We start from the raw sequence: 23,382 nt of genomic DNA, 5'->3' as shown, positions 1-23,382 counted from the left end.
GTTCTGCATCTCCTACTTGTCGTGTACGGGCGTCAGCGCGCGGCGGCTTCGACCGATTCGCGGGCGGCGGAGGCGACCGCGTCGGCGGTGAAGCCGAACTCGCGGAACAGGGTCTTGGCATCGGCCGAGGCACCGAAGTGCTCCAGCGACACGATGCGCCCGGCGTCACCGACGAAGCGGTGCCAGGTCAGACCGATGCCGGCCTCGACGGCGACCCGCGCCCTGATGGACGGCGGGAGCACGCTGTCGCGGTAGGCCTGGTCCTGCTGGTCGAACCACTCGACCGACGGCATCGACACCACGCGGGTGGGCACGCCCTCGGCCTGCAACTGCTCGCGCGCCTCGACGGCGAGCTGCAGCTCGGAGCCGGTACCGATCAGCACGACCTGCGGCGTGGTGCTCTTGCCGTCGGTGTCCTCGGCCTCGAACCGGATGTAGCCGCCCTTGACCGTGTTCTCGTCGGCCGGGTACGTCGGCACGCCCTGACGGGTCAGCGCGAGGCCGTGCGGGGCCCCCACGCCGTACTCCTTCGTCCAGCGCTTGAGGATCTCGCGCCAGGCGAGGGCGGTCTCGTTGGCGTCGGCCGGGCGGACGATGTTCAGGTTCGGGATGGCGCGCAGCGAGGCCAGGTGCTCGACCGGCTGGTGGGTCGGGCCGTCCTCGCCCAGGCCGATGGAGTCGTGCGTCCACACGTACGTCACCGGCAGGTGCATCAGCGCGGACAGCCGGACGGCGTTGCGCATGTAGTCGGAGAACACCAGGAAGGTGCCGCCGTAGACGCGGGTGTTGCCGTGCAGCGTGATGCCGTTCATCTCCGCGGCCATGGAGTGCTCACGGATACCGAAGTGGATCGTGCGGCCGTACGGGTTCGCGCCCGGCAGCGGGTTGCCCTCGGGCAGGAACGACGAGGTCTTGTCGATCGTGGTGTTGTTCGAGCCCGCCAGGTCGGCGGAGCCGCCCCACAGCTCGGGGATGACCGCGCCGAGCGCGTGCAGCACCTTGCCGGACGCGGCGCGGGTGGCCACGGCCTTGCCGGTCTCGAACGACGGGAGGTGCTCCTCCCAGCCCGCGGGCAGCTCGCCCGCGGCGACCCGGTCGAACTCCGCGGCGTGCCCGGGGTTCGTGGTGCGCCAGTCGGCGAACCTCTTGCCCCACTCCTTTTCGAGGTCACGGCCGCGGTCGAGGGCTCCGCGGGTGTGCGCGAGCACCTCCTCGGGGACCTCGAAGGACTGCTCCGGGTCGAAGCCGAGGACCCGCTTGGTGGCCGCGACCTCCTCGTCGCCCAGCGCCGAGCCGTGCGCGGCCTCGGTGTTCTGGGCGTTGGGGGCCGGCCAGGCGATGATCGAGCGCATCGCGATGAACGACGGGCGCCCGGTCTCGGCCTTGGCCGCCTCGATGGCGTGGTACAGCGCCTCGGGGTCCAGGTCGCCGTTCGCCTTCGGGGCCACCCGCTGTACGTGCCAGCCGTAGGCCTCGTAGCGCTTGCAGGTGTCCTCGGAGACCGCGGTCTCGGTGTCGCCCTCGATCGAGATGTGGTTGTCGTCCCACAGCATGATGAGGTTGCCGAGCTTCTGGTGGCCCGCGAGCGAGGAGGCCTCGGCGGAGATGCCCTCCTGCAGGCAGCCGTCACCGGCGATGGCGTAGATGTGGTGGTCGAAGGGCGAGCTGCCCTCGGGCGCCTCCGGGTCGAACAGGCCGCGCTCGTAGCGGGCGGCCATCGCCATGCCCACCGCGTTGGCGACACCCTGGCCCAGCGGGCCGGTGGTGGTCTCCACGCCGGTGGTGTGGCCGTACTCGGGGTGGCCCGGGGTCTTCGAGTCCCAGGTGCGGAACGCCTTCAGGTCGTCCAGCTGCAGGCCGTAACCGGCGAGGTAGAGCTGGATGTAGAGGGTCAGGCTGGAGTGGCCCGCGGAGAGGACGAACCGGTCGCGCCCGGTCCAGTTCGCGTCCGCCGGGTCGTGCCGCATCAGCTTCTGGAAGAGAAGGTAGGCGGCCGGAGCCAGGCTCATGGCCGTACCCGGATGGCCGTTACCGACCTTCTGCACGGAATCCATGGCCAGGACACGGACCGTATCCACTGCCCGCTGATCCAGTTCGGTCCACTCGAGATCTGTGGTGGTCGGCTTGGTGCTCACCCTGAGTCAGGGCTCCTCTCCACATGTCGAATGCCGCGGACGGTATGTCCGCCAGGCGGTGTCGAGCCTACCCCCGCAAGGGCGTGCGTCTTTTCGACGCTCAGTCGGTGTTTTCGGCGCTCAGTCGGTGCGCGGGCGCCACGGCAGCCCGTCGCTTCGGGCAACCACCTCAGGGCGGGTGACATTCCCGGTCCTGAGGAGGCGGCTCTAGGACCAGACTGCCGGGAGGCGGTCGCATCCGCCTCCCGAACGCCGGGCGGCCGCCGGGGAATAGCTGCCGCCGCCACCCCGTGGCCCGGCGCCCAACACGACCACCCCCGCGAAGATCGCCTGATGGCCAACGTCTAAAGTGGCGTGGTACGCGCAAGCCCTTCACCGGGAATTCACGGCCGGACGGGCTTGCAGGCCTTATCTCTTCCGCGGCAGAGGCCGCTGATGTTACTTCCAGGGGTGTGCGTGACGGCCGTCGAATCCCGTCCTGTGGGGGCGCTTTCTCCGGTCCCCGGGAGTCCTGGCAACCGGCCGCTCGGGGCCCGCGTCAAGGCGTTCGTGGCGCTGACCAAGCCGCGGGTCATCGAGCTGCTGCTGATGACCACGGTGCCGGTGATGTTCCTGGCGGCCAAGGGCGTGCCGGATCTGATGCTGGTGCTGGTGACCTGTGTCGGCGGTTATCTCTCCGCCGGCGGCGCCGCCGCGTTCAACATGTACCTCGACCGCGACATCGACGCGCTGATGGACCGTACGTCCCAGCGTCCGCTGGTCACCGGCATGGTGAGCCCCCGCGAATGCCTGGTCTTCGCGACCGCGCTCGCGGTGGGCTCCACGGCCCTGTTCTGGTTCCTCGTCAACCCGCTGTCGGCGATGCTGTCGCTCGGTGCGCTGCTTTTCTATGTCGTCGTCTACACGATGATCCTCAAGCGGCGTACGTCCCAGAACATCGTCTGGGGCGGCATCGCGGGCTGCATGCCGGTCTTCATCGGCTGGTCGGCGGTGACGAATTCCGTCTCCTGGGCCTCGTTCATCCTCTTCCTCGTCATCTTCTTCTGGACGCCGCCGCATTACTGGCCGCTGTCGATGAAGGTCAAGGAGGACTACGAGCGCGTCGGGGTGCCGATGCTGCCGGCCGTCGCGGGCAACAAGGTCGTCGCCCGCCAGATCGTCGCCTACAGCTGGGTGATGGTGGCCGTCTCGCTGCTGCTGCAGCCGCTGGGCTACACGGGCTGGTTCTACACCGTCGTCGCGGTCGCCTGCGGCGCCTTCTGGCTCAAGGAGGCGCACGGTCTGCAGTCCCGCGCCAAGGCCGGGATCACGGGCGCCAAGCTCAAGGAGATGCGGCTGTTCCACTGGTCCATCACCTATGTGTCGCTGCTGTTCGTCGCCGTCGCCGTGGATCCCTTCCTTCGTTGATTACCGATGGGTAGCATGGCGGTATGGCAGACACCCAGCAGGCGGACGAGCAGACGGAGACGGCGGCCGACGTGAAGGCCGCGGCGCGCACCGACAAGAGGGCCGGCAAGCACGCCGACCGGCTCGCCAAGCAGATCCGCGCCTTCGCCGCCACGCACGGCGGCAGTGCCGAGGGCCAGCTCGCGCACATCGGCCGGGGCCGTACCCGGATCGCGCTCGTCGGGGCCGACGGCGAGTGGGGCAACCTCGTCGCGGACACCTTCGGCTCCGCCAAGGACGCCGCAGACAAGGCCGGCCTCACGCTCCACGACGACTTCGACGGCGACCTCGCCGCCAAGGTCCGTACCGGCCGCTACGAGTGGTCCCGGATGGCGGGCATCCAGGTGGGCGGCCCCTCCAACAGCTGACGATCCGGTGCCGGGTGCCGGGTGCCGTGCGCCGGAGCGCACGCCGGAAGCGGAGCCCGATACCTCACCACCTCCTCGCCCGTTAAGCCCACCAGGCGCGGCGCTCCGGCCGCGCCCGGCGGGCCCACGGCGAGGAGGCGCGGATGGACGGGCTTCCACCGCTCATCGATCAGCACAGCCATGGCGTGGTGCACGGTGAGCTCGGTCTCGGCTCCTTCGAGACCCACCTTGCCGCCGCGGTCGGCGCCCACGGCCCGGCACCCGCCGGCACCAGCTACTTCGACAGCTTCACCGGCCTGGCGATACGCCGCTGGTGCCCCCCGCTGCTCGGCCTGGAACCGCAGTGCCCACCCGCCCGCTACCTGGCCCGCAGGCGTGAGGTCGGCGCCTACCGGGCCGGCCGTCTGCTGCTGCGCGGCTCCGGCATCGGCACGTTCCTGCTGGAGGCCGGCGCCCCCGGCGACCTGACCTCGGCCGGCGAACTGGCCACCGCCGCCGAAGCCTGGGCCCACGAGGTCGTCCGGCTCGAACCGCTCGCCGAGCAGGTCGCCGACACCTCCGGCAGCGTCGACTCCTTCCTCGGCTACACCGCCGAGGCCCTGTACGCCGCGGCCCAGCACACCACCGCCTTCGCCTCCGGCGCCACCCACTGCGACGGGCACGCACCCGAGGCCGGGGAGGTACGGCGCGCCGCGGAACGCTGGCTGCGCGGCCGCCGTCCGGGGGAGCGGCTGGGAGAGCCCGCGCTCGTACGGCATCTGCTGTGGAGCGCGGTGGCGACCGGTCTGCCGGTGCAGCTGCACTGCCCCGATCCGCGGCCGCTGGCGGGCTTCCTGCGCGCCACGGCCGGCATCGGCTCGGCCCTTGTCCTGCTGCCGCGGGTGCCGCACCACCGGCGGGCGGCGGAGCTCGCCGCGGTGCACGCCCATGTGTACGCCGACGCCGGACCCCGCCCCGAGGACACGCTCGGCCGGGCGCCGTTCGGCAAGCTGCTGTTCTCCTCGGGCGCCCGCGGGCTGCCCGAGCTGTATGTGACCGGCGCCCGGTTCTTTCTGCGGGCCATGGGCCGCCTCGTACGGGAGTGGGCCGACGAGGGGCTGTGCGGCGCCGAGGACGGGCGCCGGATCACCGAGATGGTCGGGTCGGGGACCGCGCGCCGGATCTACCGGCTGAGCGCGGAGGCCGGCTGAGGTTCCGGTGCCCCGGCCTCGCCCGCGAGGGCGGGCTCGCCGGGGTCCTCTTCCAGGAGGGGACCGCGGTCGCGCAAGGACAGGCAGACCCGCAGCACGCAGACCCACACCAGGGCCGACCCCAGCATGTGGAAGCCGATGACGATCTCGGGCAGGCCCATGAAGTACTGGACGTAGCCGATGACGCCCTGCAGGCCGAGGCAGGCGAGCAGTTCCAGGACCTTCCGGCGCGGGGCGGCCGGGGCCTTGACGGCCCGCAGGGTGAACCACAGGGCGACGGTCAGGCCGACGACGATGTAGACGAAGTCGACGTGCAGCTGGGTGATCTCCTGCCAGTCCAGCGGGATGCGGTGGACCTTCTTCGCGTCGCCCGCGTGCGGGCCCGTGCCGGTGACGACCGTGCCGATGACGGTGAGCGCGCCGGTCGCCCCCACCAGCAGCCAGGCCAGCTGCCGCACCGGGCGGGCGACCAGCTCGCGTGGCGTCCCGTCGCCCTCGCAGGCGCGCAGCCAGCTCAGTACGGCGACCGTGAGCAGGCCGGTGGCCGCCAGGAAGTGCGAGCTGACGATGTACGGGTTCAGGCCGGTGAGGACCGTGATGCCGCCGACGACGGCGTTGGTCATGACGAGCCAGAACTGTGCCCAGCCGAGGCGGGTGAGCGAGCGGCGCCGGGGGTGGCGGGCGCGGGCGGCGATGATGAACACCCCGACGACCACGCACAGCACATCGGTCAGCATGCGGTTGCCGAACTCGATGATCCCGTTGATGCCCATCGCGGCGGTCGGGGTCAGGCTGTCCGGCGTGCACTTGGGCCAGGTCGAGCAGCCCAGCCCGGACTGGGAGAGCCGGACGGCGCCCCCCGTGACGACGATGATCACGGCCATCACGACGGTGGCCAGCGCGGCCCGTCGCACAAAGGCCGCGGACGGCTGCCAGCGGCGGGCGATCAGCTCAAGGGGGTTCAGCGTGTTCGGCACGGGAGACATCGTAGGCCGGGCCTTGTGCAAGTTTTCACGAGGGGTGCTCCCGGGCGTCGGACGCGCCCGGAACGGCTCGGCGGCACGGCCCCCCGGCGGCTCACTCCCAGCGGAAGAAGCGGGCCGCCGTGCCCAGGCCCAGCACCGACCAGACCGCCAGGATGCCCAGGTCCCGCCAGGGGATCTGGGCGCCGTGCTGGAGGACGTCGCGCAGCCCGTCGGACAGCGCCGCGATCGGCAGCAGCCCGAGCACGCTCTGCGCGGCCTCGGGGAACTTGTCCAGCGGAACGATCACGCCGCCGCCGACCAGCAGCAGCAGGAACACCAGGTTGGCCGCCGCGAGAGTGGCCTCCGCCTTGAGCGTGCCGGCCATGAGCAGGCCCAGGCCCGAGAAGGCGGCGGTGCCCAGCAGGAGCAGCAGCACCACCGAGAGCGGGTTGCCGTGCGGGGACCAGCCCAGCGCCAGGGCCACGGCCGTCAGCAGCGCGGTCTGCAGCACCTCGGTGACCAGCACCGCGCAGGTCTTGGCGGTCATCAGCCCCCAGCGCGGCAGCGGCGAGACGGCGAGCCGCTTGAGCACGCCGTAGCGCCGCTCGAAGCCGGTCGCGATGGCCTGGCCGGTGAAGGCGGTCGACATCACGGCGAGCGCCAGGATGCCGGGCGCCAGGAAGTCCACGGAGCTGCCCGCGCCGCCGGCCGTGCCGGTGGGCACCGCGATGATGTCGACGGCGGAGAACAGCACCAGCAGCAGCGTCGGGATGATGACGGTCAGCAGCAGCTGCTCGCCGTTGCGCAGCAGCATCCTGGTCTCCAGGGCCGCCTGCGCGCGGATCATCCGGGGCAGCGGGGCGGCGCCGGGCCGCGGGGCGAACGTACCGGTGCCGGCGGCGGTGCCGTGTCCGGCCTCGAGAGCGGTCATGCGCGCAGCTCCTTGCCCGTGAGCTCCAGGCTGTGCCTGCCCGGGGGACGACCCCCGGACCCCCGGCCGTGAGTGGTGTGGCCGTGATTCATGCGCGCAGCTCCTTGCCCGTGAGCTCCAGGAAGACGTCCTCCAGGGTGTGGCGCTCGACGGCTATCGCGTCGGGCATCACGCCGTTCTGGGCACACCAGGAGGCGACGGTGGCCAGCAGCTGCGGGTTGACCTTGCCGTGGACGCGGTAGACGCCGGAGGCCGGTTCCGCGGCGGCGCTGTCGGCGGGCAGCGCCTTGAGGAGCGAGGCGATGTCGAGGCCGGGGCGGCCGGTGAAGCGCAGGCTGTTCTCCGCGCCGCCGCGGCACAGGGCGTCCGGGGTGCCCTGGGCGATCACCCGGCCGCCGTCGATGATCGCGACATCGTCGGCCAGCTGCTCGGCCTCGTCCATGAAGTGGGTGGTCAGCACGGTACTGACGCCGTCGGCGCGCAGCTCCCGTACGAGGTCCCAGGTGGCGTGCCTGGCCTGCGGGTCGAGGCCGGCCGTCGGCTCGTCGAGGAAGACGAGTTCGGGGCGGCCGACCACGGCCATCGCCAGCGCGAGGCGCTGCTGCTGGCCGCCGGACAGCCGCCGGTAGGGAGTCCGGCCGCAGCTGCCCAAACCGAGCCGGTCGATGAGCCCGCCGATGTCGAGGGGGTGGGCGTGCAGGGTGGCGGTGTGCCGCAGCATCTCCTCCGCCTTGGCGCCCGCGTAGACGCCGCCGGACTGCAGCATCACGCCGATCCGCGGCCGCAGCGCCGCGGCGTCGGCGACCGGGTCCAGGCCCAGGACCCGGACGCGGCCGGCGTCCGGGCGGCGGTAGCCCTCGCAGGTCTCGATGGTGGTGGTCTTGCCGGCGCCGTTGGGGCCGAGCACGGCGGTCACCGCGCCGCGCGCGACGGTCAGATCGAGGCCGTCCACGGCGGTCTTGGTCCCGTATCGCTTGACCAGGCCGGTGATCTCGACGGCAGGCTCTCGTCCGGGGGGCCGGGGGTCGCTCCCCGGGGAGGTGCTGCGCATGGCGGGCAGTCTACGGAGAGTGGCGGGGCGTTCTTCAATGGGGGCGCCGGTGCTTTTCCGCGCCGGGGTACCCAATCCGGCGGTATGCGGCCCGGGCAATTCCGCCGCCCCGCGCGCCCCGGTGCGCCCCAGCGGGCGGGAGCGTCCCGTCGCAGGTCGGCCGTGCTTCCGGGCTCGGAAGGTACTTGAATTTAGGGCACCCTAAGTGATAGAGGCCACCTGTCCGTGATCCGGACGAGGCTTGTATCGCTCCGGCGAATTACGCAACAATGACGTTGTGAAATACGCGAGCGAGGAACAGGAAGGGCCCGCGGTCGACCGGACCGCAGGGCCGGCCGCCTCCGCGCCCGAGCAGACCGCGCAGCCCGCAGCGGGCACCGCGCCCGCCCCGGCGCCGCACGACGAACAGCAGGGCACCCGCAACCGGGTCGCCCGCTCCATCCTCGACCACGGTCCGTCCACCGCGGCCGAGCTGGCCCTGCGGCTGCGGCTGACCCAGGCCGCGGTGCGCCGGCATCTGGACGCGCTGGCCGCCGAGGGCGTCGTCGAGCCCCGCGAGAAGCGCGTCTACGGCGCGCGGGGCCGCGGCCGCCCGGCGAAGTCCTTCGCCCTCACCGACTGCGGGCGGGACGCCTTCGACCAGGCCTACGACCAGCTCGCCTCCGATGCGCTGCGCTGGATCGCGCAGAGCGCGGGCGGCGGCGAGCAGGGCGAGGCCGCCGTCGCGGCATTCGCCCGCGCGCGGCTCGCCGCCCAGGCGGAGGGCTACCGCAAGGCGGTCGAGAGCGCTGAGCCCGAGGCCCGTACCGAGGCCCTGGCGAAGGCATTGACCGGGGACGGGTACGCTGCTACGGCGCGCAGCGCCCCCAATCCCCAGCTCGGTGAACAGCTCTGCCAGCACCACTGCCCGGTCGCCCATGTCGCCGAGCAGTACCCGCAGCTGTGCGAGGCGGAGACCGAGGTCTTCTCCCGATTGCTCGGGACCCACGTACAGCGGCTTGCCACCATCGCCCATGGCGACGGGGTATGCACGACCTTCATCCCGAAGGCCGGTGCCGGCAAGGCCGCTCACAGCACCGCACGCACCAGCAAGACCACCACAGCATCTGCAAGCACGGCCGGGAGGAACCCCGCATGACGCTCCCCACGGAGACTGCTCACCCCGAGCTCGAGGGCCTGGGCAAGTACGAATACGGCTGGGCCGACTCCGACGTGGCCGGCGCTTCCGCGAAGCGCGGTCTTTCCGAGGCCGTCGTCCGCGACATCTCGGCGAAGAAGAACGAGCCGGAGTGGATGCTCAAGCTCCGCCTCAAGGGTCTGAAGCTGTTCGACAAGAAGCCCATGCCGAACTGGGGCTCGGACCTGTCGGGCATCGACTTCGACAACATCAAGTACTTCGTCCGCTCCACGGAGCAGCAGGCCGCCTCCTGGGAGGACCTGCCCGAGGACATCAAGAACACCTACGACAAGCTCGGCATCCCCGAGGCGGAGAAGCAGCGCCTGGTCGCCGGTGTCGCCGCGCAGTACGAGTCCGAGGTCGTCTACCACCAGATCCGTGAGGACCTGGAGGAGCAGGGCGTCCTCTTCCTGGACACCGACACCGCGCTCAAGGAGCACCCGGAGATCTTCCAGGAGTACTTCGGCACGGTCATCCCGGTCGGCGACAACAAGTTCGCGTCGCTGAACACCGCGGTGTGGTCCGGCGGCTCGTTCATCTACGTCCCCAAGGGTGTCCACGTCGACATCCCGCTGCAGGCCTACTTCCGGATCAACACCGAGAACATGGGCCAGTTCGAGCGGACGCTGATCATCGTCGACGAGGACGCCTACGTCCACTACGTCGAGGGCTGCACGGCGCCGATCTACAAGTCGGACTCGCTGCACTCCGCGGTCGTCGAGATCATCGTGAAGAAGGGCGGCCGCTGCCGCTACACGACCATCCAGAACTGGTCGAACAACGTCTACAACCTGGTCACCAAGCGCGCCGTCGCCTACGAGGGCGCGACCATGGAGTGGGTCGACGGCAACCTCGGCTCCAAGGTGACGATGAAGTACCCCGCGGTCTACCTGATGGGCGAGCACGCCAAGGGCGAGACCCTGTCCATCGCCTTCGCGGGCGAGGGCCAGCACCAGGACGCCGGCTCCAAGATGGTCCACATGGCGCCGAACACCTCCTCCAACATCGTCTCCAAGTCGGTGGCGCGAGGCGGCGGCCGGACCTCCTACCGCGGTCTGGTCGAGATCGGCGAGGGTGCCGCGGGCTCCAAGTCCAACGTGCTGTGTGACGCCCTGCTGGTGGACACCATCTCCCGCTCGGACACCTACCCCTACGTCGACGTCCGCGAGGACGACGTCTCCATGGGCCACGAGGCGACCGTCTCCAAGGTCAGCGAGGACCAGCTCTTCTACCTGATGGCCCGTGGCCTGACGGAGTTCGAGGCCATGGCGATGATCGTGCGCGGCTTTGTCGAGCCGATCGCCCGTGAGCTGCCGATGGAGTACGCGCTGGAGCTGAACCGGCTGATCGAGCTGCAGATGGAAGGCGCGGTCGGCTGACGGCCGGCCCCACGCAGCGACCGACTCCCTGATTGCAGAAAGCGAGCACGACGACAGCCATGGCTGAGGCTCAGATTTCCCCGGCGGGTTCCACGACCACCGGCTCCATCGCGGTGGCCGCGGAGTCCACCGTCGCCACGAGGATGAGCGCCCCGCCGTCCTACGACGTGGCGGACTTCCCGGTGCCGCACGGCCGCGAGGAGGAGTGGCGCTTCACGCCTCTCGCGCGGCTGAAGGGCCTGCACGACGGGAGCGCCGAGGCCGGCGGTCCCGACCTGAAGATCGACATCACGGCGCCCGAGGGCGTCACCCACGAGCTCGTCGACCGTGCCGACCCCCGGGTCGGCAAGGCCGGGGTGCCCGTGGACCGGGTCGCGGCGCAGGCGTACAGCTCCTTCGAGAAGGCCTCGGTCGTCACGGTCCCCAAGGAGACCGTGCTGTCCGAGCCGATCCGGATCACCGTGCACGGCGAGGGCGGCACCGCCTTCGGCCACCAGGTCATCGAGCTGGGCGCGTTCGCCGAGGCGGTCGTCGTCATCGACCACACCGGTGACGCGGTGCTGGCCGCCAACGTCGACTACCTCCTCGGCGACGGCGCCAAGCTGACCGTGGTCTCGGTCCAGGACTGGGACGACACCGCGGTCCACGTCGGGCAGCACAACGCTCTCGTCGGCCGGGATGCTGGCTTCAAGTCCGTGATCGTCACCTTCGGCGGCGATGTCGTGCGGCTTCACCCGCGTATCAACTACGCCGGCCCCGGTGGCGAGGCCGAGCTCTACGGCCTCTACTTCACCGAGCAGGGCCAGCATCAGGAGCACCGCCTCATGGTCGACCATGAGGCGCCGAACTGCCGCTCGAACGTCACGTACAAGGGCGCGCTCCAGGGCGACGACGCACACGCCGTCTGGATCGGCGACGTCCTCATCCAGGCGTCCGCCACCGGCACCGACACCTACGAGCTCAACCGCAACCTCGTCCTCACCGACGGCGCGCGGGTCGACTCGGTCCCCAACCTGGAGATCGAGACCGGCGAGATCGTCGGCGCCGGTCACGCCTCGGCGACCGGCCGCTTCGACGACGAGCAGCTGTTCTACCTGATGGCCCGCGGCATCCCGGCCGACGAGGCCCGCCGGCTGGTCGTCCGCGGCTTCTTCGCCGAACTGGTCCAGCAGATCGGTCTCCCGGACGTCGAAGAGCGTCTGATGAGCAAGATCGAGGCCGAGCTGGAAGCGTCCGCGGCATGACCTACGTACGCGCGGCGGCGCTGAGCGAGCTGGAGGAGAACACCCCCAAGCGGGTGGAGCTCGACGGCACGCCCATTTCCCTGGTCCGCACCGAGGGCGAGGTGTTCGCGATCAACGACATCTGCTCGCATGCGAACGTCTCCCTCTCGGAGGGGGAGGTCGAGGACTGCTCGATCGAGTGCTGGCTGCACGGTTCGAGCTTCGACCTGCGCACCGGCAAGCCGAACGGCCTTCCCGCCACGCGCCCCGTCCCCGTTTACCCCGTCAAGATCGAAGGGGACGACGTGCTCGTCTCCGTCACCCAGGAGTCCTGAGTTCCCCATGGCAACGCTTGAGATCCACGACCTGCACGTCTCCGTCGAGGCCGAGAACGGCCCGCGCGAGATCCTGAAGGGCGTCGACCTGACCGTGAAGCAGGGCGAGACGCACGCCATCATGGGCCCCAACGGCTCCGGCAAGTCGACCCTCGCCTACTCCCTCGCGGGTCACCCCAAGTACACGATCACCGGCGGCACCGTCACCCTCGACGGCGAGAACGTCCTGGAGATGTCCGTCGACGAGCGCGCCCGCGCCGGCGTCTTCCTCGCCATGCAGTACCCGGTCGAGGTGCCCGGCGTCTCGGTCTCCAACTTCCTGCGCACCTCCGCGACCGCGATCCGCGGCGAGGCCCCCAAGCTGCGGCTGTGGGTCAAGGAGGTCAAGGAGGCCATGGAGCGCCTGCAGATGGACCCCTCCTTCGCCGAGCGCAACGTCAACGAGGGCTTCTCCGGCGGTGAGAAGAAGCGCCACGAGATCCTGCAGCTGGAGCTGCTGAAGCCCGCCATCGCGATCCTCGACGAGACCGACTCCGGTCTGGACGTCGACGCGCTGCGCACCGTCTCCGAGGGCGTCAACCGCGTCCGCGAGACCGGCGAGGTCGGCACCCTGCTGATCACCCACTACACGCGCATCCTGCGCTACATCAAGCCCGACCAGGTCCACGTCTTCGCCAACGGCCGGATCGCCGAGTCCGGCGGCGCCGAGCTCGCCGACAAGCTGGAGGCCGAGGGCTACGAGGAGTACACGAAGGGTGGCGCAACCGCGTGACACAGCTGCCGGGCCTCCTCGACACCGAGGCGATCCGTAAGGACTTCCCCATCCTGGATCGTCAGATCCATGACGGGAAGAAGGTCGTATACCTGGACAACGCGGCGACCTCCCAGAAGCCGCGTCAGGTCCTCGACGCCCTGAACGCCTACTACGAACGCCACAACGCCAACGTCCACCGCGGCGTGCATGTGCTCGCCGAGGAGGCCACGGCGCTGTATGAAGGTGCCCGTGACAAGGTGGCCGCCTTCATCAACGCCCCGAGCCGCGACGAGGTGATCTTCACCAAGAACGCCTCGGAGTCGCTCAACCTCGTGGCCAACATGCTCGGCTGGGCCGATGAGCCCTACCGCGTGGACCGCGAGACCGAGATCGTCATCACGGAGATGGAGCACCACTCCAACATCGTCCCGTGGCAGCTGCTCTCGCAGCGCACCGGCGCGAAGCTGAAGTGGTTCGGCATCACCGACGACGGACGTCTCGACCTGTCCAACATCGACGAGGTCATCACGGAGCAGACGAAGATCGTCTCCTTCACGCTGGTCTCCAACATCATGGGCACCATCAACCCGGTCGAGACGATCATCCGCCGCGCCCAGGAGGTCGGCGCGCTGGTCTGCATCGACGCCTCGCAGGCCGCCCCGCACATGGTGCTGGACGTGCAGGCGCTGCAGGCCGACTTCGTGGCCTTCACCGGCCACAAGATGTGCGGTCCGACCGGCATCGGTGTGCTGTGGGGCCGCCAGGAGCTGCTGGAGGACCTTCCGCCGTTCCTCGGCGGCGGCGAGATGATCGAGACCGTCTCGATGCACTCCTCGACGTATGCGCCCGCGCCGCACAAGTTCGAGGCCGGTACGCCCCCGATCGCCCAGGCCGTCGGCCTCGGCGCGGCCGTGGACTACCTCGCCTCGATCGGCATGGACCAGATCGCCGCGCATGAGCACGCGATCACCGAGTACGCCGTCAAGCGGCTGCTGGAGGTCCCCGACCTGCGCATCATCGGCCCGAGCACGGCCGAGGACCGCGGGGCGACGCTCTCCTTCACGCTCGGCGACATCCATCCGCACGATGTCGGCCAGGTGCTGGACGAGCAGGGCATCGCGGTCCGCGTGGGTCACCACTGCGCACGGCCGGTCTGCCTGCGCTTCGGAATTCCTGCGACCACGCGAGCGTCGTTCTATCTGTACTCCACGCCCGCCGAGGTCGACGCCTTGGTCGAGGGCCTGGAGCACGTCCGCAACTTCTTCGGTTAAGAAGACCCAGCCGGTTAACAAGCACAGCGGATGAGGACGAGGACTGACTGAGCCGTGAAGCTGGATTCCATGTACCAGGACGTCATCCTGGACCACTACAAGCACCCGCACGGGCGCGGTCTTCGGGACGGCGACGCCGAGGTGCACCACGTCAACCCCACGTGCGGTGACGAGATCACGCTGCGCGTGCGGCTCGACGGCTCGACGATTGAGGATGTGTCCTACGAGGGCCAGGGCTGCTCCATCAGCCAGGCCAGCGCGTCGGTGCTCAACGACCTCCTGGTCGGCAAGGAGCTCGACGAGGCGCAGAAGATCCAGGAGACGTTCCTGGAGCTGATGCAGTCCAAGGGGCAGGTCGAGCCGGATGACGCCATGGAGGAGATCCTGGAGGACGCGGTGGCGTTCGCCGGTGTCTCCAAGTACCCGGCGCGTGTGAAGTGCGCGCTGCTCAGCTGGATGGCCTGGAAGGACGCCACGGCCAAGGCCCTCTCCGAGGAGGCGAAGACCGCATGACCGACACCCCGACCACCACCACCAAGCCGGCCTCTGAGGAAGAGGTCCGCGAGGCGCTGTACGACGTCGTGGACCCCGAGCTGGGCATCGATGTCGTCAACCTGGGGCTGATCTACGGCATCCACGTCGACGACGCCAATATCGCCACCATCGACATGACGCTGACCTCCGCGGCCTGCCCGCTGACCGACGTCATCGAGGACCAGGCGAAGTCCGCCACGGACGGCATCGTCAACGAACTGAAGATCAACTGGGTCTGGATGCCCCCGTGGGGCCCGGACAAGATCACCGACGACGGCCGCGAGCAGCTGCGCGCGCTGGGCTTCAACGTCTGACGAGATCTCCCGAGCGATATGGCCGTGCCCGCCAGTGGTGACCACTGGCGGGCACGGCCATATCGCGTTGCGGGGTGGTCGGGACGGGCTGGACTCGACTGCGCACGCATATGTACGCCCGTACGCAACGCTGTGTACGCTCGTACGCATGGTCTATCTGACGCTCGCCGGCGCGATCCTCTCCGAGGTGCTTGCGACCACCGCGATGAAGTACAGCAACGGCTTCAGCAAGCTGTGGCCTTCGCTGGCCACCGCGCTGGGCTATCTGCTCGCCTTTGCGCTGCTCGCCCAGACGCTCAAATCGATGAGCGTCGGCACCGCGTACGCCATCTGGGCCGGTGTCGGAACGGCGCTGATCGCCGCGATCGGGATGGTCTTCCTGGGGGAGAGCACCAATGCGCTGAAGATCCTCGGCGTACTGCTGGTCATCGCGGGGGTCGTGGTGCTGAATCTGGACGGGGCGCACTGATGGCCCGGCGCTACGATCCGGACCGGCGGCAGCGGATCATCGATGCGGCGATCGCCGTGGTCGGCGAGCGCGGGATCGCCGGGCTCAGCCACCGCGCCGTGGCCGCCGCGGCGGATGTGCCGCTCGGCTCGACCACCTACCACTTCGCGACCCTGGACGAGCTGCTGGTCGCCGCGCTGCGGCAGTCCAACGTGATGTGCCTGGCGGACTTCGCGCGCTGGGTCGACGGCATCGACCAGGCGGCGCCGCTCGCGGAGGAGGTCGCGAGGCTGGTCGAGGACACGCTGACCGGTGACCGCAGGCGGATGGAGCTGGAGTACGAGCTGTATCTGGCGGCGCTGCGGCACGAGGCGGTGCGGCCGATCGCCGCCGAGTGCCTGGACGAGATGGTGCGGCTGCTCGGACAGCGGATCGGCGATCTGCGCACGGCGCGGACGGTGGTGGCCCTGACCGACGGGCTGGTGTTGCAGCATCTGCTGACCGGGCAGCCCTTCGACCCCGAGGCGGTCCGGGCCGGGCTGGCCGGGGTGCTGGGCTGAGCTGGACCGGCCGTCGTGCGGCCCCGGCGGGCCGGCGAAGGAGCCCCACGGCCCGGCCGGCCGCTGAGACCGGTTCGCCTCGGCGGGCGCCCTCCGGTTAGGTTTCGAGCATGACCGATGCTGCTGTTTCCGCTGCTTCTTCCCGTACGACCGGCGCCGTCGCCGCCGGGCTCGCCACCGTCACCTCCGACGGCACCGTTCTCGACACCTGGTTCCCGGCGCCCGAGCTGGTCGGTGCGCCCGGCCCGGCCGGCACCGAGCGCCTTGACGACGAGCGCGCCACCGAACTGCTGGGCGCCGCCGTGCTCAAGGCGATCGGCCCCGACCCGGTCCGTGAGGTAGAGGTCGTCGCCGTCCGTACGGTCATCTCCTCCCTCGACGACAAGCCGCTGGACGCGCACGACGCCTACCTGCGCCTCCACCTGCTCAGCCACCGGCTGGTCAAGCCGCACGGGCAGAACCTGGAAGGCCTCTTCGGGCTGCTGTCCAACGCCGCCTGGACCTCGCTGGGCCCGGTGGCCGTCGACCGGCTGGAGACGGTGCGGCTGAACGCCCGCGCCGAGGGGCTGCACCTGATGGTCACCAGCATCGACAAGTTCCCCCGGATGACCGACTACGTCGCGCCCACCGGGGTGCGGATCGCGGACGCCGACCGGGTGCGCCTGGGGGCACACCTCGCGGCCGGCACCACCGTCATGCACGAGGGCTTCGTCAACTTCAACGCCGGGACGCTGGGCACCTCCATGGTCGAGGGCCGGATCAGCGCGGGCGTAGTCATCGGCGACGGCTCCGACATCGGCGGCGGCGCCTCCACCATGGGCACCCTCTCGGGCGGCGGCAAGCAGATCATCGCCATCGGCGAGCGCTGCCTGCTGGGCGCCGAGTCGGGCATCGGCATCGCGCTCGGCGACGAGTGTGTCGTCGAGGCCGGGCTGTACGTGACCGCCGGTACCCGCGTCACGCTGCCCGACGGCCAGATCGTCAAGGCCCTGGAGCTCTCCGGCGCGGACAACATCCTCTTCCGCCGCAACTCCACCACCGGCACCGTCGAGGCCCGCCCGAACAAGGCGACCTGGGGCGGCCTCAACGAGGTGCTGCACAGCCACAACTGAGGCCAGGGGCAGGGCGGCCGGTCTGCAGCCGGCCCTGCACGGCAGCGTCAGCGGCCCGGCGGGAGACCCGCCGGGCCGCTTCCGTTGCCGCTTCCGTCGCTGCCTCCGCAGGGTCTCCGCGCAGCCCGCACGGTCTCCGCACGCCCGGGGTGCCGCCCCCGTCCCCGCCCCGGACGGACGCCGCTAGGCTTTGCGCTATGCGTGATCTTGCAGCGGGGATGCGGTATCTGGGTAAGGGGCAGCGCTGGGTCGCCCAGCACGGCCGGTGGTGGGGATTCGGGCTGATTCCGGCGCTGATCGCGCTGGTGCTGTACGCCGCGGTGCTCACCGTGCTCGCCCTCTGGTCCGGCGATATCGCGGCCTGGGCGACGCCGTTCGCCGACGGCTGGGGCTCGCCCTGGCAGGGGCTGCTGCGCGGAGTCTTCGTGGCGCTGCTGTTCGCCGGCGGGCTGATGCTGTCGGTGCTGACGTTCACCGCCGTCACCCTGCTGATCGGCGACCCCTTCTACGAGTCGCTGTCGGAGAAGGTCGAGGAGTCCGAGGGGTACTGCCCGCCGTCCCCGGACCGCCCGCTGTGGCAGGAGATCTGGATCGCCCTGCGCGACAGCGTCCATGTGCTGCTGCGGGCCGCCGGTTTCGGGATCCTGCTGTTCGTCCTCGGGTTCGTGCCCTTCCTCGGGCAGACCGTGATCCCCGCCATCGGCTTCTGCGTCTCCGGCTTCTTCCTCGCCGTCGAGCTGACCTCGGTGGCCATGCAGCGCCGGGACATTCCGGTGCGGGAGCGGCTGCGGCTGCTGCGGGGCCGTAAGGCGCTCGCGGTCGGCTTCGGCACCCCGGTCGTGCTGCTGTTCCTGATCCCGTTCGTCGCGGTGGTGCTGATGCCGGGCGCGGTGGCCGGAGCGACGCTGCTGGTACGGGACCTGGTGGCGGACGAGGAGGAGCCGCCCGCGCCGGACCGGGGCGAAGCCGCGGCGGGGCACGACCCGGCCGCCGGCGCGCGGTACGGACAGCCGGGCGCGCCGTATGCGCAGCCGGGCGCCCAGAGCGGCTTCGGGGCGGCGCCCCCGCCCTTCCCCGCTAGCCAGGGACAGCCGCAGGCACCGCAGCGGTATCCCCGTCCGCAGTCCGGTCCAGGGTCGTCTGCAGCGCGTCCGCCAGCCGCCTGGTGAGCTCGCCATCCGCCGCCAGCAGCGGGCCGCGGACCGGTCCCGCGGGCAGGCCGAGGTGGTTGAGCAGCGCCTTCACGGTGACCGCGCCGGGGTTCTCGCCGCCGGTCACCGCCTCGATGAGCGGGATCAGCGCGAGCTGACGGCGGGTCGCCCCGGCCGTGTCGCCGGCGTCGAAGGCGTCCAGCACGGCACGCACCGCCCGCGGCGCGGCATTGCCTGCGGTGCTGATGCAGCCGGAGCCGCCGAGCGCACGGAGCGGCAGGATCTGCTCGTCGCAGCCCGCGTAGTAGGCCAGACCCGTCGCGGCCAGCACCTTCGCCGACTTCAGCGGGTCGTAGGCGCAGTCCTTGACCGCCGCGATCCGCGGATGGGCGGCCAGCCGCAGCAGCGTTCCGGTGGCCAGCGCGGTGCCGGTGCGCCCCGGGATGTCGTAGAGCATCACCGGCAGTCCGGTGGCGTCCGCGACCGTCCGCAGGTGGTGGGCGACGGCCTCCTGGGTGGGCCGTGAGTAGTAGGGCGTGACCACCAACAGGCCGTGGGCGCCCGCGCGTTCGGCGCTGCGGGCCAGGGTGACGGAGTGGCGGGTATCGCTGGTGCCGATCCCGGCGGTGATCCGGGCCCGGTCGCCGACGGCCTCGACGACGGCCCGCAGCAGGGTCTCCTTCTCGGCGTCCGAGGTCGTCGGGGACTCCCCGGTGGTGCCGCTCACTACCAGTGCGTCGCAGCCGCCGTCGTCGACGAGATGGGTGGCGAGCCGCTGGGCGCCGTCGGTGTCGAGCGCTCCGTCGGCGGTGAACGGCGTGACCATGGCGGTCGCGACCCGGCCGAACGGCGGTGCGGCCGCCGGGGGTGTGAGGGGAGTGGTCATGGTCTCTATGCCAGGAGTCTGGGGGCGCCTCATATGTCACGTCCACTTGGTTGTGCCGGCTGATTTGCTGAGCAGCGCTACGTCCGGCGCCAGGGCCGGAACGTGAAGCGGCCGCCGCGCCTTCCGGTGCGACGGCCGCTCGGGCATCACAGGCCCATCACGCGCCAGTCAGGCCATTCCGCGAACGCTTCAGGTCCTGGGTCCGCTCGGAAGCGGACTCCTCCGACGACTTCGGCTTCCGCTGGTCGGTGCGCCGCTCGGCGGCACGGTCCTTGTTGCCCGACTTACGGTTCTGGGACTTCGGCATGATGACTCCCTATGTCTCGCCGAATGTTTCTTACATGCCCAGTACCGCACCACCCGCGGCAGTTGGCCCCCCGGCGTGGGCCAGGCGGGTGACCGGAGCGTTACACGGGGTGACATGCCGCGTGCTACAGCTTGATGCGCAGCACCTGCGGATCGTGGTCGCTGGCCTGGTCGGCGTACTCGGCGTTGAGGTGCACGATGTCGTAGTCGGACCGGGTCAGCGGACGGCTGGTGAGCATATGGTCCAGCACCTGTGAGTTGCCGCTGTAGACGTAGCCGTAGCGCTCGGCGGCCGGCAGTCGGCGCACCTGGTCGGTGAGTACACCGCCGGCGGTGAGGTCCTTCAGGGCCGGCGAGAACTGGTAGTCGTTGAGGTCACCGGCCACCACCACACCGGCCTTCGGGTCCTTGGCCAGCAGATCCTTGACGAAGGTGTTGACCAGGCGCGCCTGGGCGGTGCGCTGGGTCTCGGAGCTGCGGGCCGGGGGCTGGAAACGGCTGTCCAGGCCCTGGTCGCCGCCCTTGGAGTTGAAGTGGTTGGCGATCACGAACACCCGGCTGCCGGGACGGCTCTTGGCGGAGAACTGGCCGACCAGAGGCTTGCGGCTGGTCTTCCACGCCTCGTCGGCGGGCGCGATCCGGCCCGGGGACGCGGACAGCGAGGCCTTGCCGTGGTCGTCGACCACCTTCACCGGAGTGGTGGCGTCGCCGCCCTTGACGTCCGTGAAGGACGCCCGCTCGGGGTTGAACAGGAACGCCGTGCGGATGTTGCCGCCGGGCTGGCCGCCGTCCTGGTCGTTGACCGGGTCGATCTGCCGCCACTCGTACGCCGGACCGCCGGCCGCCTTGACGGCCTCGGTGAGCTTCTTGAGGGTTTCCCCGGCGGTGACCACGCCGTTGTCCTTGGGGCCGCTGTCGTCCTGGACCTCCTCCAGCGCCACGACATCGGGCGAGGACAGGTTCTGCACCAGCGCCTTCGCCAGCCGGTCGAACTTGGCCTGCGGGGTGGCGGGGGACAGGTTCTCGACGTTGTAGGTCGCCACCGCCAGCTCGTCGGACTTCTGCTTGCGGGTGGTCTCCGGCGTGGGGCTCTGGCCGGTGACCTTGCCCAGTTCGGTGGCCTGCAGGGTGTAGCCGCCGAAGTTGTCGTAGTCCAGCGGCCCGGCGGTGGTGCCGGACAGCGCCTGGCCGACGTCGGCGACCGGGAACGGCTGCTGCGCGAACGGGATCAGGGACGCCACCTTGACCCGGCCGCCGTTGGGGTCCGCGTACGAGCGGTAGAGCGTCCCGCCGCGGCGGGTGCGGTCGTGGCCGGGCTCGGCGGTCACCCACAGCTCGTGGTAGCTGCTGGTCGGGCCGACGACCGGGGCGTTCGAGACGGAGACCCGCATGCCCTCCAGGGACTCGTAGCGGTCCAGGGCGTACGACGTGGGGCGCAGCTTCAGCGACTCGATGCTGTTGCCGCCCGCGGTGGGGGCGTAACGATTCGGCACCGAGGCGGGGTTGAGCTTGAAGGCGGCCGGCAGTGGGGCGTCGGAGGAGACGGTCTTCCAGGTCGCCCCGGTGATCTCGGTGACGGACTGCAGACCGGCGTCCTTGCCGCCCGGGTAGTACTCGCTGACCGTGCCGGAGAAGGTGATCGCGTCGCCGACGGCGACCTTCGGCGTCTCCTTACCGGTGAAGACGAAGACCGCCTCGCTGGTGGCGGGGTTCTTGTCCGGGTGCGCGTCCTGCACCCAGAAGCCGCGGGCCGAGCCGAACGAGCGGATCGCGGTGACGGTGCCGGGCACCTCGCTGACCTGCTGTCCGGCCAGCGGGGATATGCGGGTGCTGCCCTGGATGTCGTGGATCCGGGTGCCGGCGGCGGAGGCGGACTGCGTGGCGGTCAGCAGTCCGCCGGCCAGGGCGGCACAGATCACCGCACCGAGGGTGACCGGTCTGCGGAGTGAACGACGGGACGGCATGGATGCCTCCGAGGTATATGGGGGGTGGCCGGTGAAGGTGCGTGCGGAGCCGGACCGGCGCGCGCTACGCGCGTCGATCTGCGTCAATCTCTTGCGCACACAGGGGAGTTGTCAAGCTTCTCCCGGTGACCGGCAGGGGGCGCGCAGGTGAACCGTCCGGGTTACGGCGAATTCCGTCTACGCTGGGGCGGCGCACTCCCCAGCTACCGCTGGGAGGTACCCCCAGTCGTAGTCCGTCCGAGGAGCTGAGCACCCGATGTCCGCAGACCGCCCCACCCTGCCGCCGGTGCGGCTGCACTCCGAAGCGGAGCTGGCCAGGGACGCGCTGAGCGCCCCCCTGCTGGCCCGGGCCGCGAAGCTCGCCCGCTGGGCCGAACGGGGTGTTCCGGTCGGGGTCGGCGGCCAGATCCTCGACGAGCCGCTGGCCGCCGCCACCGAGCACCTGGGCCTGGCCGGCGACGAGGACGGCGCCGCCTACACCGCCGAGGCCTGGCAGCTGGCGGTGGACACCGGACTCGTGGAGATCGAGGAGAGCGCCGACGGCGAGGACGGTGCCGACCTGCCCGACGATGCCGCCGCCGGCCTCGCCACCCCCGGCGACGAGCTCGACCTGCTCACCTCCGGCAGCCCGCAGGACATCCTCGACATCTGGCTCGGCGGCATGGAGACCGTGCTCGCCGATGCGGCCGCCCCCGACCTCGCCGACCTCGCCGACCAGCTCACCGAGGGCGGCGAACTCGACCTGGACGCGATCGACTGGAACCCGGAGGAGGAGGCCGAGCTGCTGGACGGCATCCTCGGCAACCTCTATCTGCTCACGGCCCTGAACGAGAGCCCTGACCAGGAGGTTCCGCTGCCCGCGCTGGCCGCCTCCATGATCGTCCCGGACGATATGGACGAGCCCACCGATGACGTCCTCGAAGAGGTCTCCGAGGCGATGATGCGCCTGGACGACCAGTTCCGGGTGCTGGAGCCGATCGGCCTGGTCGCCTACCAGCCCGTCGACGAAGCGCTGATCGAGGAGCTGGACGAGGACGGCGAGACGGTCGTTTCCCCGGACTCCGCCGGCCCCGCCGCGGGGCCGCTGACGGACGAGGACGTCTCCCGCTACGGCCTGGTGCGCCTCACCCCCCTCGGCGTCTACGCGGTACGCGCCCGGATGCTGGACGCGGGGGTGGACGCCCCGGCGGTCGGCGACCTCGCCGACAAGGGCGCCGATGCCCTCCTGGAGGCGCTGCCCGACTACCCCGAGGCGCTGGCCCAGGCCGAGTCCGAGCTGTGGCTCGCCAGCCGTACGCCCCTGGATGCCGCACGGGACCTGCTCGCCGCCGCCCGCGGGGACGACGACCGCGCCCCGCGGCGCCGGCTGGCCGCCCAGCAGACCCTCTCGCTGGTCTCGCCGGACGCCGAGGCCGCGCTGCGCGACGTGCTCGACGACCGGCAGCTCGGCGGTCTGGCCCGGGTCTGGCTCGCCGAGCGGGCGCTGCCCGGCATCCCCGAGCCGTCCCAGGAGATGATCTTCTGGCTGACGGTGGACACCATCGCGGCACAGCTGGAGAGCGCCGAGGAGGACGCCACGGGCGAGCTGCGCGACCTGGTGCAGGGCCTGACCGAGCAGCACAGCGGGTTCTTCGACACGGCCTGGCGGGTGGACCACCCGGCCACCGCCGACGTCCTGGAGGCCATGGGCCGGCTGCACCCGGACAAGAAGGCGGCCAAGGAGGCCCGCAAGGCGGCCTTCAAGGCGCGCTCGCGGCAGTCCGGCTAGCGGAGAAAACCCGGGCACGGCCGGGGCGGACCACCTCGCGGGGAGATACCCCCTGCGCCGGGGCCGGTCCGGCGGATCAGGGCACGCCCGGCCCTGATCCGCCGGACCGGCCCC

23 protein-coding genes are annotated in these 23,382 nt (G+C 70.9%); 16 read left to right on the top strand and 7 right to left on the bottom strand.

Going from position 1 to position 23,382, the window contains the following annotated elements:
• Window positions 1-32 precede the first annotated feature (32 nt).
• Complete coding sequence (gene tkt / locus ABR737_RS12670; RefSeq protein ID WP_350250282.1) at window positions 33-2,135, bottom strand: transketolase; 2,103 nt, start codon at window positions 2,133-2,135, stop codon at window positions 33-35.
• Window positions 2,136-2,591: 456 nt separating this feature from the next.
• Here tkt and ABR737_RS12665 point away from each other — a divergent pair, with 456 nt between their 5' ends.
• The 3 genes from ABR737_RS12665 to ABR737_RS12655 all read left to right on the top strand — a co-directional run bounded on the left by ABR737_RS12665 (window position 2,592) and on the right by ABR737_RS12655 (window position 5,139).
• On the top strand, window positions 2,592-3,542 hold the full coding sequence (locus ABR737_RS12665) for a heme o synthase (RefSeq protein WP_350250281.1): 951 nt from the start codon (window positions 2,592-2,594) through the stop codon (window positions 3,540-3,542).
• Window positions 3,543-3,565: 23 nt separating this feature from the next.
• Window positions 3,566-3,949, top strand: a complete 384-nt coding sequence (locus ABR737_RS12660; protein WP_350250280.1) for a type 1 periplasmic-binding domain-containing protein — start codon at window positions 3,566-3,568, stop codon at window positions 3,947-3,949.
• Window positions 3,950-4,092: 143 nt separating this feature from the next.
• Entirely contained in the window at window positions 4,093-5,139 is a 1,047-nt protein-coding gene (locus ABR737_RS12655; RefSeq protein ID WP_350250279.1) for an amidohydrolase, read from the top strand.
• Here the strand turns inward: ABR737_RS12655 and ABR737_RS12650 are convergent.
• The 3 genes from ABR737_RS12650 to ABR737_RS12640 all read right to left on the bottom strand — a co-directional run bounded on the left by ABR737_RS12650 (window position 5,112) and on the right by ABR737_RS12640 (window position 8,086).
• Window positions 5,112-6,116: a COX15/CtaA family protein gene (locus ABR737_RS12650; RefSeq protein WP_350250278.1), complete on the bottom strand. Its 1,005-nt coding sequence runs from the start codon at window positions 6,114-6,116 to the stop codon at window positions 5,112-5,114. The two genes, ABR737_RS12655 and ABR737_RS12650, sit on opposite strands and share 28 nt — an antisense overlap.
• A 100-nt stretch (window positions 6,117-6,216) precedes the next feature.
• A complete protein-coding gene (locus ABR737_RS12645) occupies window positions 6,217-7,035 on the bottom strand; it encodes an ABC transporter permease (RefSeq protein WP_350250277.1) in 819 nt (272 codons plus the stop codon).
• Window positions 7,036-7,123: 88 nt separating this feature from the next.
• Window positions 7,124-8,086 (bottom strand): ABC transporter ATP-binding protein, encoded by a 963-nt coding sequence (locus tag ABR737_RS12640; protein ID WP_350250276.1) that lies wholly within the window; start codon window positions 8,084-8,086, stop codon window positions 7,124-7,126.
• 277 nt (window positions 8,087-8,363) lie between these two features.
• On the opposite strand from ABR737_RS12640, the gene ABR737_RS12635 reads away from it, so the two are divergent.
• The 12 genes from ABR737_RS12635 (at window position 8,364) to ABR737_RS12580 (ending at window position 18,362) form a co-directional block, all read left to right on the top strand.
• Window positions 8,364-9,224, top strand: coding sequence for a helix-turn-helix transcriptional regulator (locus ABR737_RS12635; protein WP_350250275.1), 861 nt, complete (start codon window positions 8,364-8,366; stop codon window positions 9,222-9,224).
• A complete protein-coding gene (sufB, locus tag ABR737_RS12630; protein ID WP_350250274.1) occupies window positions 9,221-10,642 on the top strand; it encodes a Fe-S cluster assembly protein SufB in 1,422 nt (473 codons plus the stop codon). The genes ABR737_RS12635 and sufB overlap by 4 nt, the downstream gene beginning before the upstream one ends.
• Before the next feature lie 59 nt (window positions 10,643-10,701).
• Complete coding sequence (gene sufD, locus ABR737_RS12625; protein WP_350250273.1) at window positions 10,702-11,886, top strand: Fe-S cluster assembly protein SufD; 1,185 nt, start codon at window positions 10,702-10,704, stop codon at window positions 11,884-11,886.
• Entirely contained in the window at window positions 11,883-12,200 is a 318-nt protein-coding gene (locus ABR737_RS12620; RefSeq protein WP_350250272.1) for a non-heme iron oxygenase ferredoxin subunit, read from the top strand. Before sufD ends, ABR737_RS12620 begins: the two co-directional genes overlap by 4 nt.
• A 7-nt stretch (window positions 12,201-12,207) precedes the next feature.
• Complete coding sequence (sufC, locus tag ABR737_RS12615) at window positions 12,208-12,972, top strand: Fe-S cluster assembly ATPase SufC (protein ID WP_159480282.1); 765 nt, start codon at window positions 12,208-12,210, stop codon at window positions 12,970-12,972.
• Window positions 12,969-14,225 carry a cysteine desulfurase gene (locus tag ABR737_RS12610; protein ID WP_350250271.1) on the top strand — a complete coding sequence of 419 codons (1,257 nt, stop codon included), beginning with the start codon at window positions 12,969-12,971 and terminating at the stop codon, window positions 14,223-14,225. The genes sufC and ABR737_RS12610 overlap by 4 nt, the downstream gene beginning before the upstream one ends.
• A 54-nt stretch (window positions 14,226-14,279) precedes the next feature.
• On the top strand, window positions 14,280-14,738 hold the full coding sequence (sufU, locus tag ABR737_RS12605) for a Fe-S cluster assembly sulfur transfer protein SufU (protein WP_350250270.1): 459 nt from the start codon (window positions 14,280-14,282) through the stop codon (window positions 14,736-14,738).
• Window positions 14,735-15,073 carry a metal-sulfur cluster assembly factor gene (locus ABR737_RS12600; protein WP_328687343.1) on the top strand — a complete coding sequence of 113 codons (339 nt, stop codon included), beginning with the start codon at window positions 14,735-14,737 and terminating at the stop codon, window positions 15,071-15,073. The genes sufU and ABR737_RS12600 overlap by 4 nt, the downstream gene beginning before the upstream one ends.
• A 148-nt stretch (window positions 15,074-15,221) precedes the next feature.
• The gene (locus tag ABR737_RS12595) at window positions 15,222-15,542 is read left to right on the top strand and encodes a DMT family transporter (RefSeq protein WP_350250269.1); all 321 of its coding nucleotides are present in this window, start codon (window positions 15,222-15,224) and stop codon (window positions 15,540-15,542) included.
• On the top strand, window positions 15,542-16,081 hold the full coding sequence (locus ABR737_RS12590; protein WP_350250268.1) for a TetR/AcrR family transcriptional regulator: 540 nt from the start codon (window positions 15,542-15,544) through the stop codon (window positions 16,079-16,081). Before ABR737_RS12595 ends, ABR737_RS12590 begins: the two co-directional genes overlap by 1 nt.
• 110 nt (window positions 16,082-16,191) lie before the next feature.
• Entirely contained in the window at window positions 16,192-17,193 is a 1,002-nt protein-coding gene (gene dapD, locus ABR737_RS12585) for a 2,3,4,5-tetrahydropyridine-2,6-dicarboxylate N-succinyltransferase (protein ID WP_350250267.1), read from the top strand.
• 197 nt (window positions 17,194-17,390) lie between these two features.
• The gene (locus tag ABR737_RS12580) at window positions 17,391-18,362 is read left to right on the top strand and encodes an EI24 domain-containing protein (protein ID WP_350250266.1); all 972 of its coding nucleotides are present in this window, start codon (window positions 17,391-17,393) and stop codon (window positions 18,360-18,362) included.
• Here the strand turns inward: ABR737_RS12580 and dapA are convergent.
• From dapA to ABR737_RS12565, 3 genes are all read right to left on the bottom strand, one after another.
• Window positions 18,271-19,230 carry a 4-hydroxy-tetrahydrodipicolinate synthase gene (gene dapA / locus ABR737_RS12575; protein WP_350250265.1) on the bottom strand — a complete coding sequence of 320 codons (960 nt, stop codon included), beginning with the start codon at window positions 19,228-19,230 and terminating at the stop codon, window positions 18,271-18,273. The two genes, ABR737_RS12580 and dapA, sit on opposite strands and share 92 nt — an antisense overlap.
• A 157-nt stretch (window positions 19,231-19,387) precedes the next feature.
• The gene (locus ABR737_RS12570) at window positions 19,388-19,537 is read right to left on the bottom strand and encodes a hypothetical protein (RefSeq protein ID WP_176956553.1); all 150 of its coding nucleotides are present in this window, start codon (window positions 19,535-19,537) and stop codon (window positions 19,388-19,390) included.
• A 124-nt stretch (window positions 19,538-19,661) separates the two neighbouring features.
• Window positions 19,662-21,500: a DUF8508 domain-containing protein gene (locus ABR737_RS12565; RefSeq protein ID WP_350250264.1), complete on the bottom strand. Its 1,839-nt coding sequence runs from the start codon at window positions 21,498-21,500 to the stop codon at window positions 19,662-19,664.
• A 256-nt stretch (window positions 21,501-21,756) separates the two neighbouring features.
• Here ABR737_RS12565 and ABR737_RS12560 point away from each other — a divergent pair, with 256 nt between their 5' ends.
• Window positions 21,757-23,268, top strand: coding sequence for a hypothetical protein (locus ABR737_RS12560; RefSeq protein ID WP_350250263.1), 1,512 nt, complete (start codon window positions 21,757-21,759; stop codon window positions 23,266-23,268).
• Window positions 23,269-23,382: the final 114 nt, after the last annotated feature.

The organism is Streptomyces sp. Edi2 (assembly GCF_040253635.1).
In the GTDB taxonomy this organism is placed as follows: Bacteria; Actinomycetota; Actinomycetes; order Streptomycetales; family Streptomycetaceae; genus Streptomyces.
This window is presented reverse-complemented; position numbering and strand designations above follow the sequence as displayed.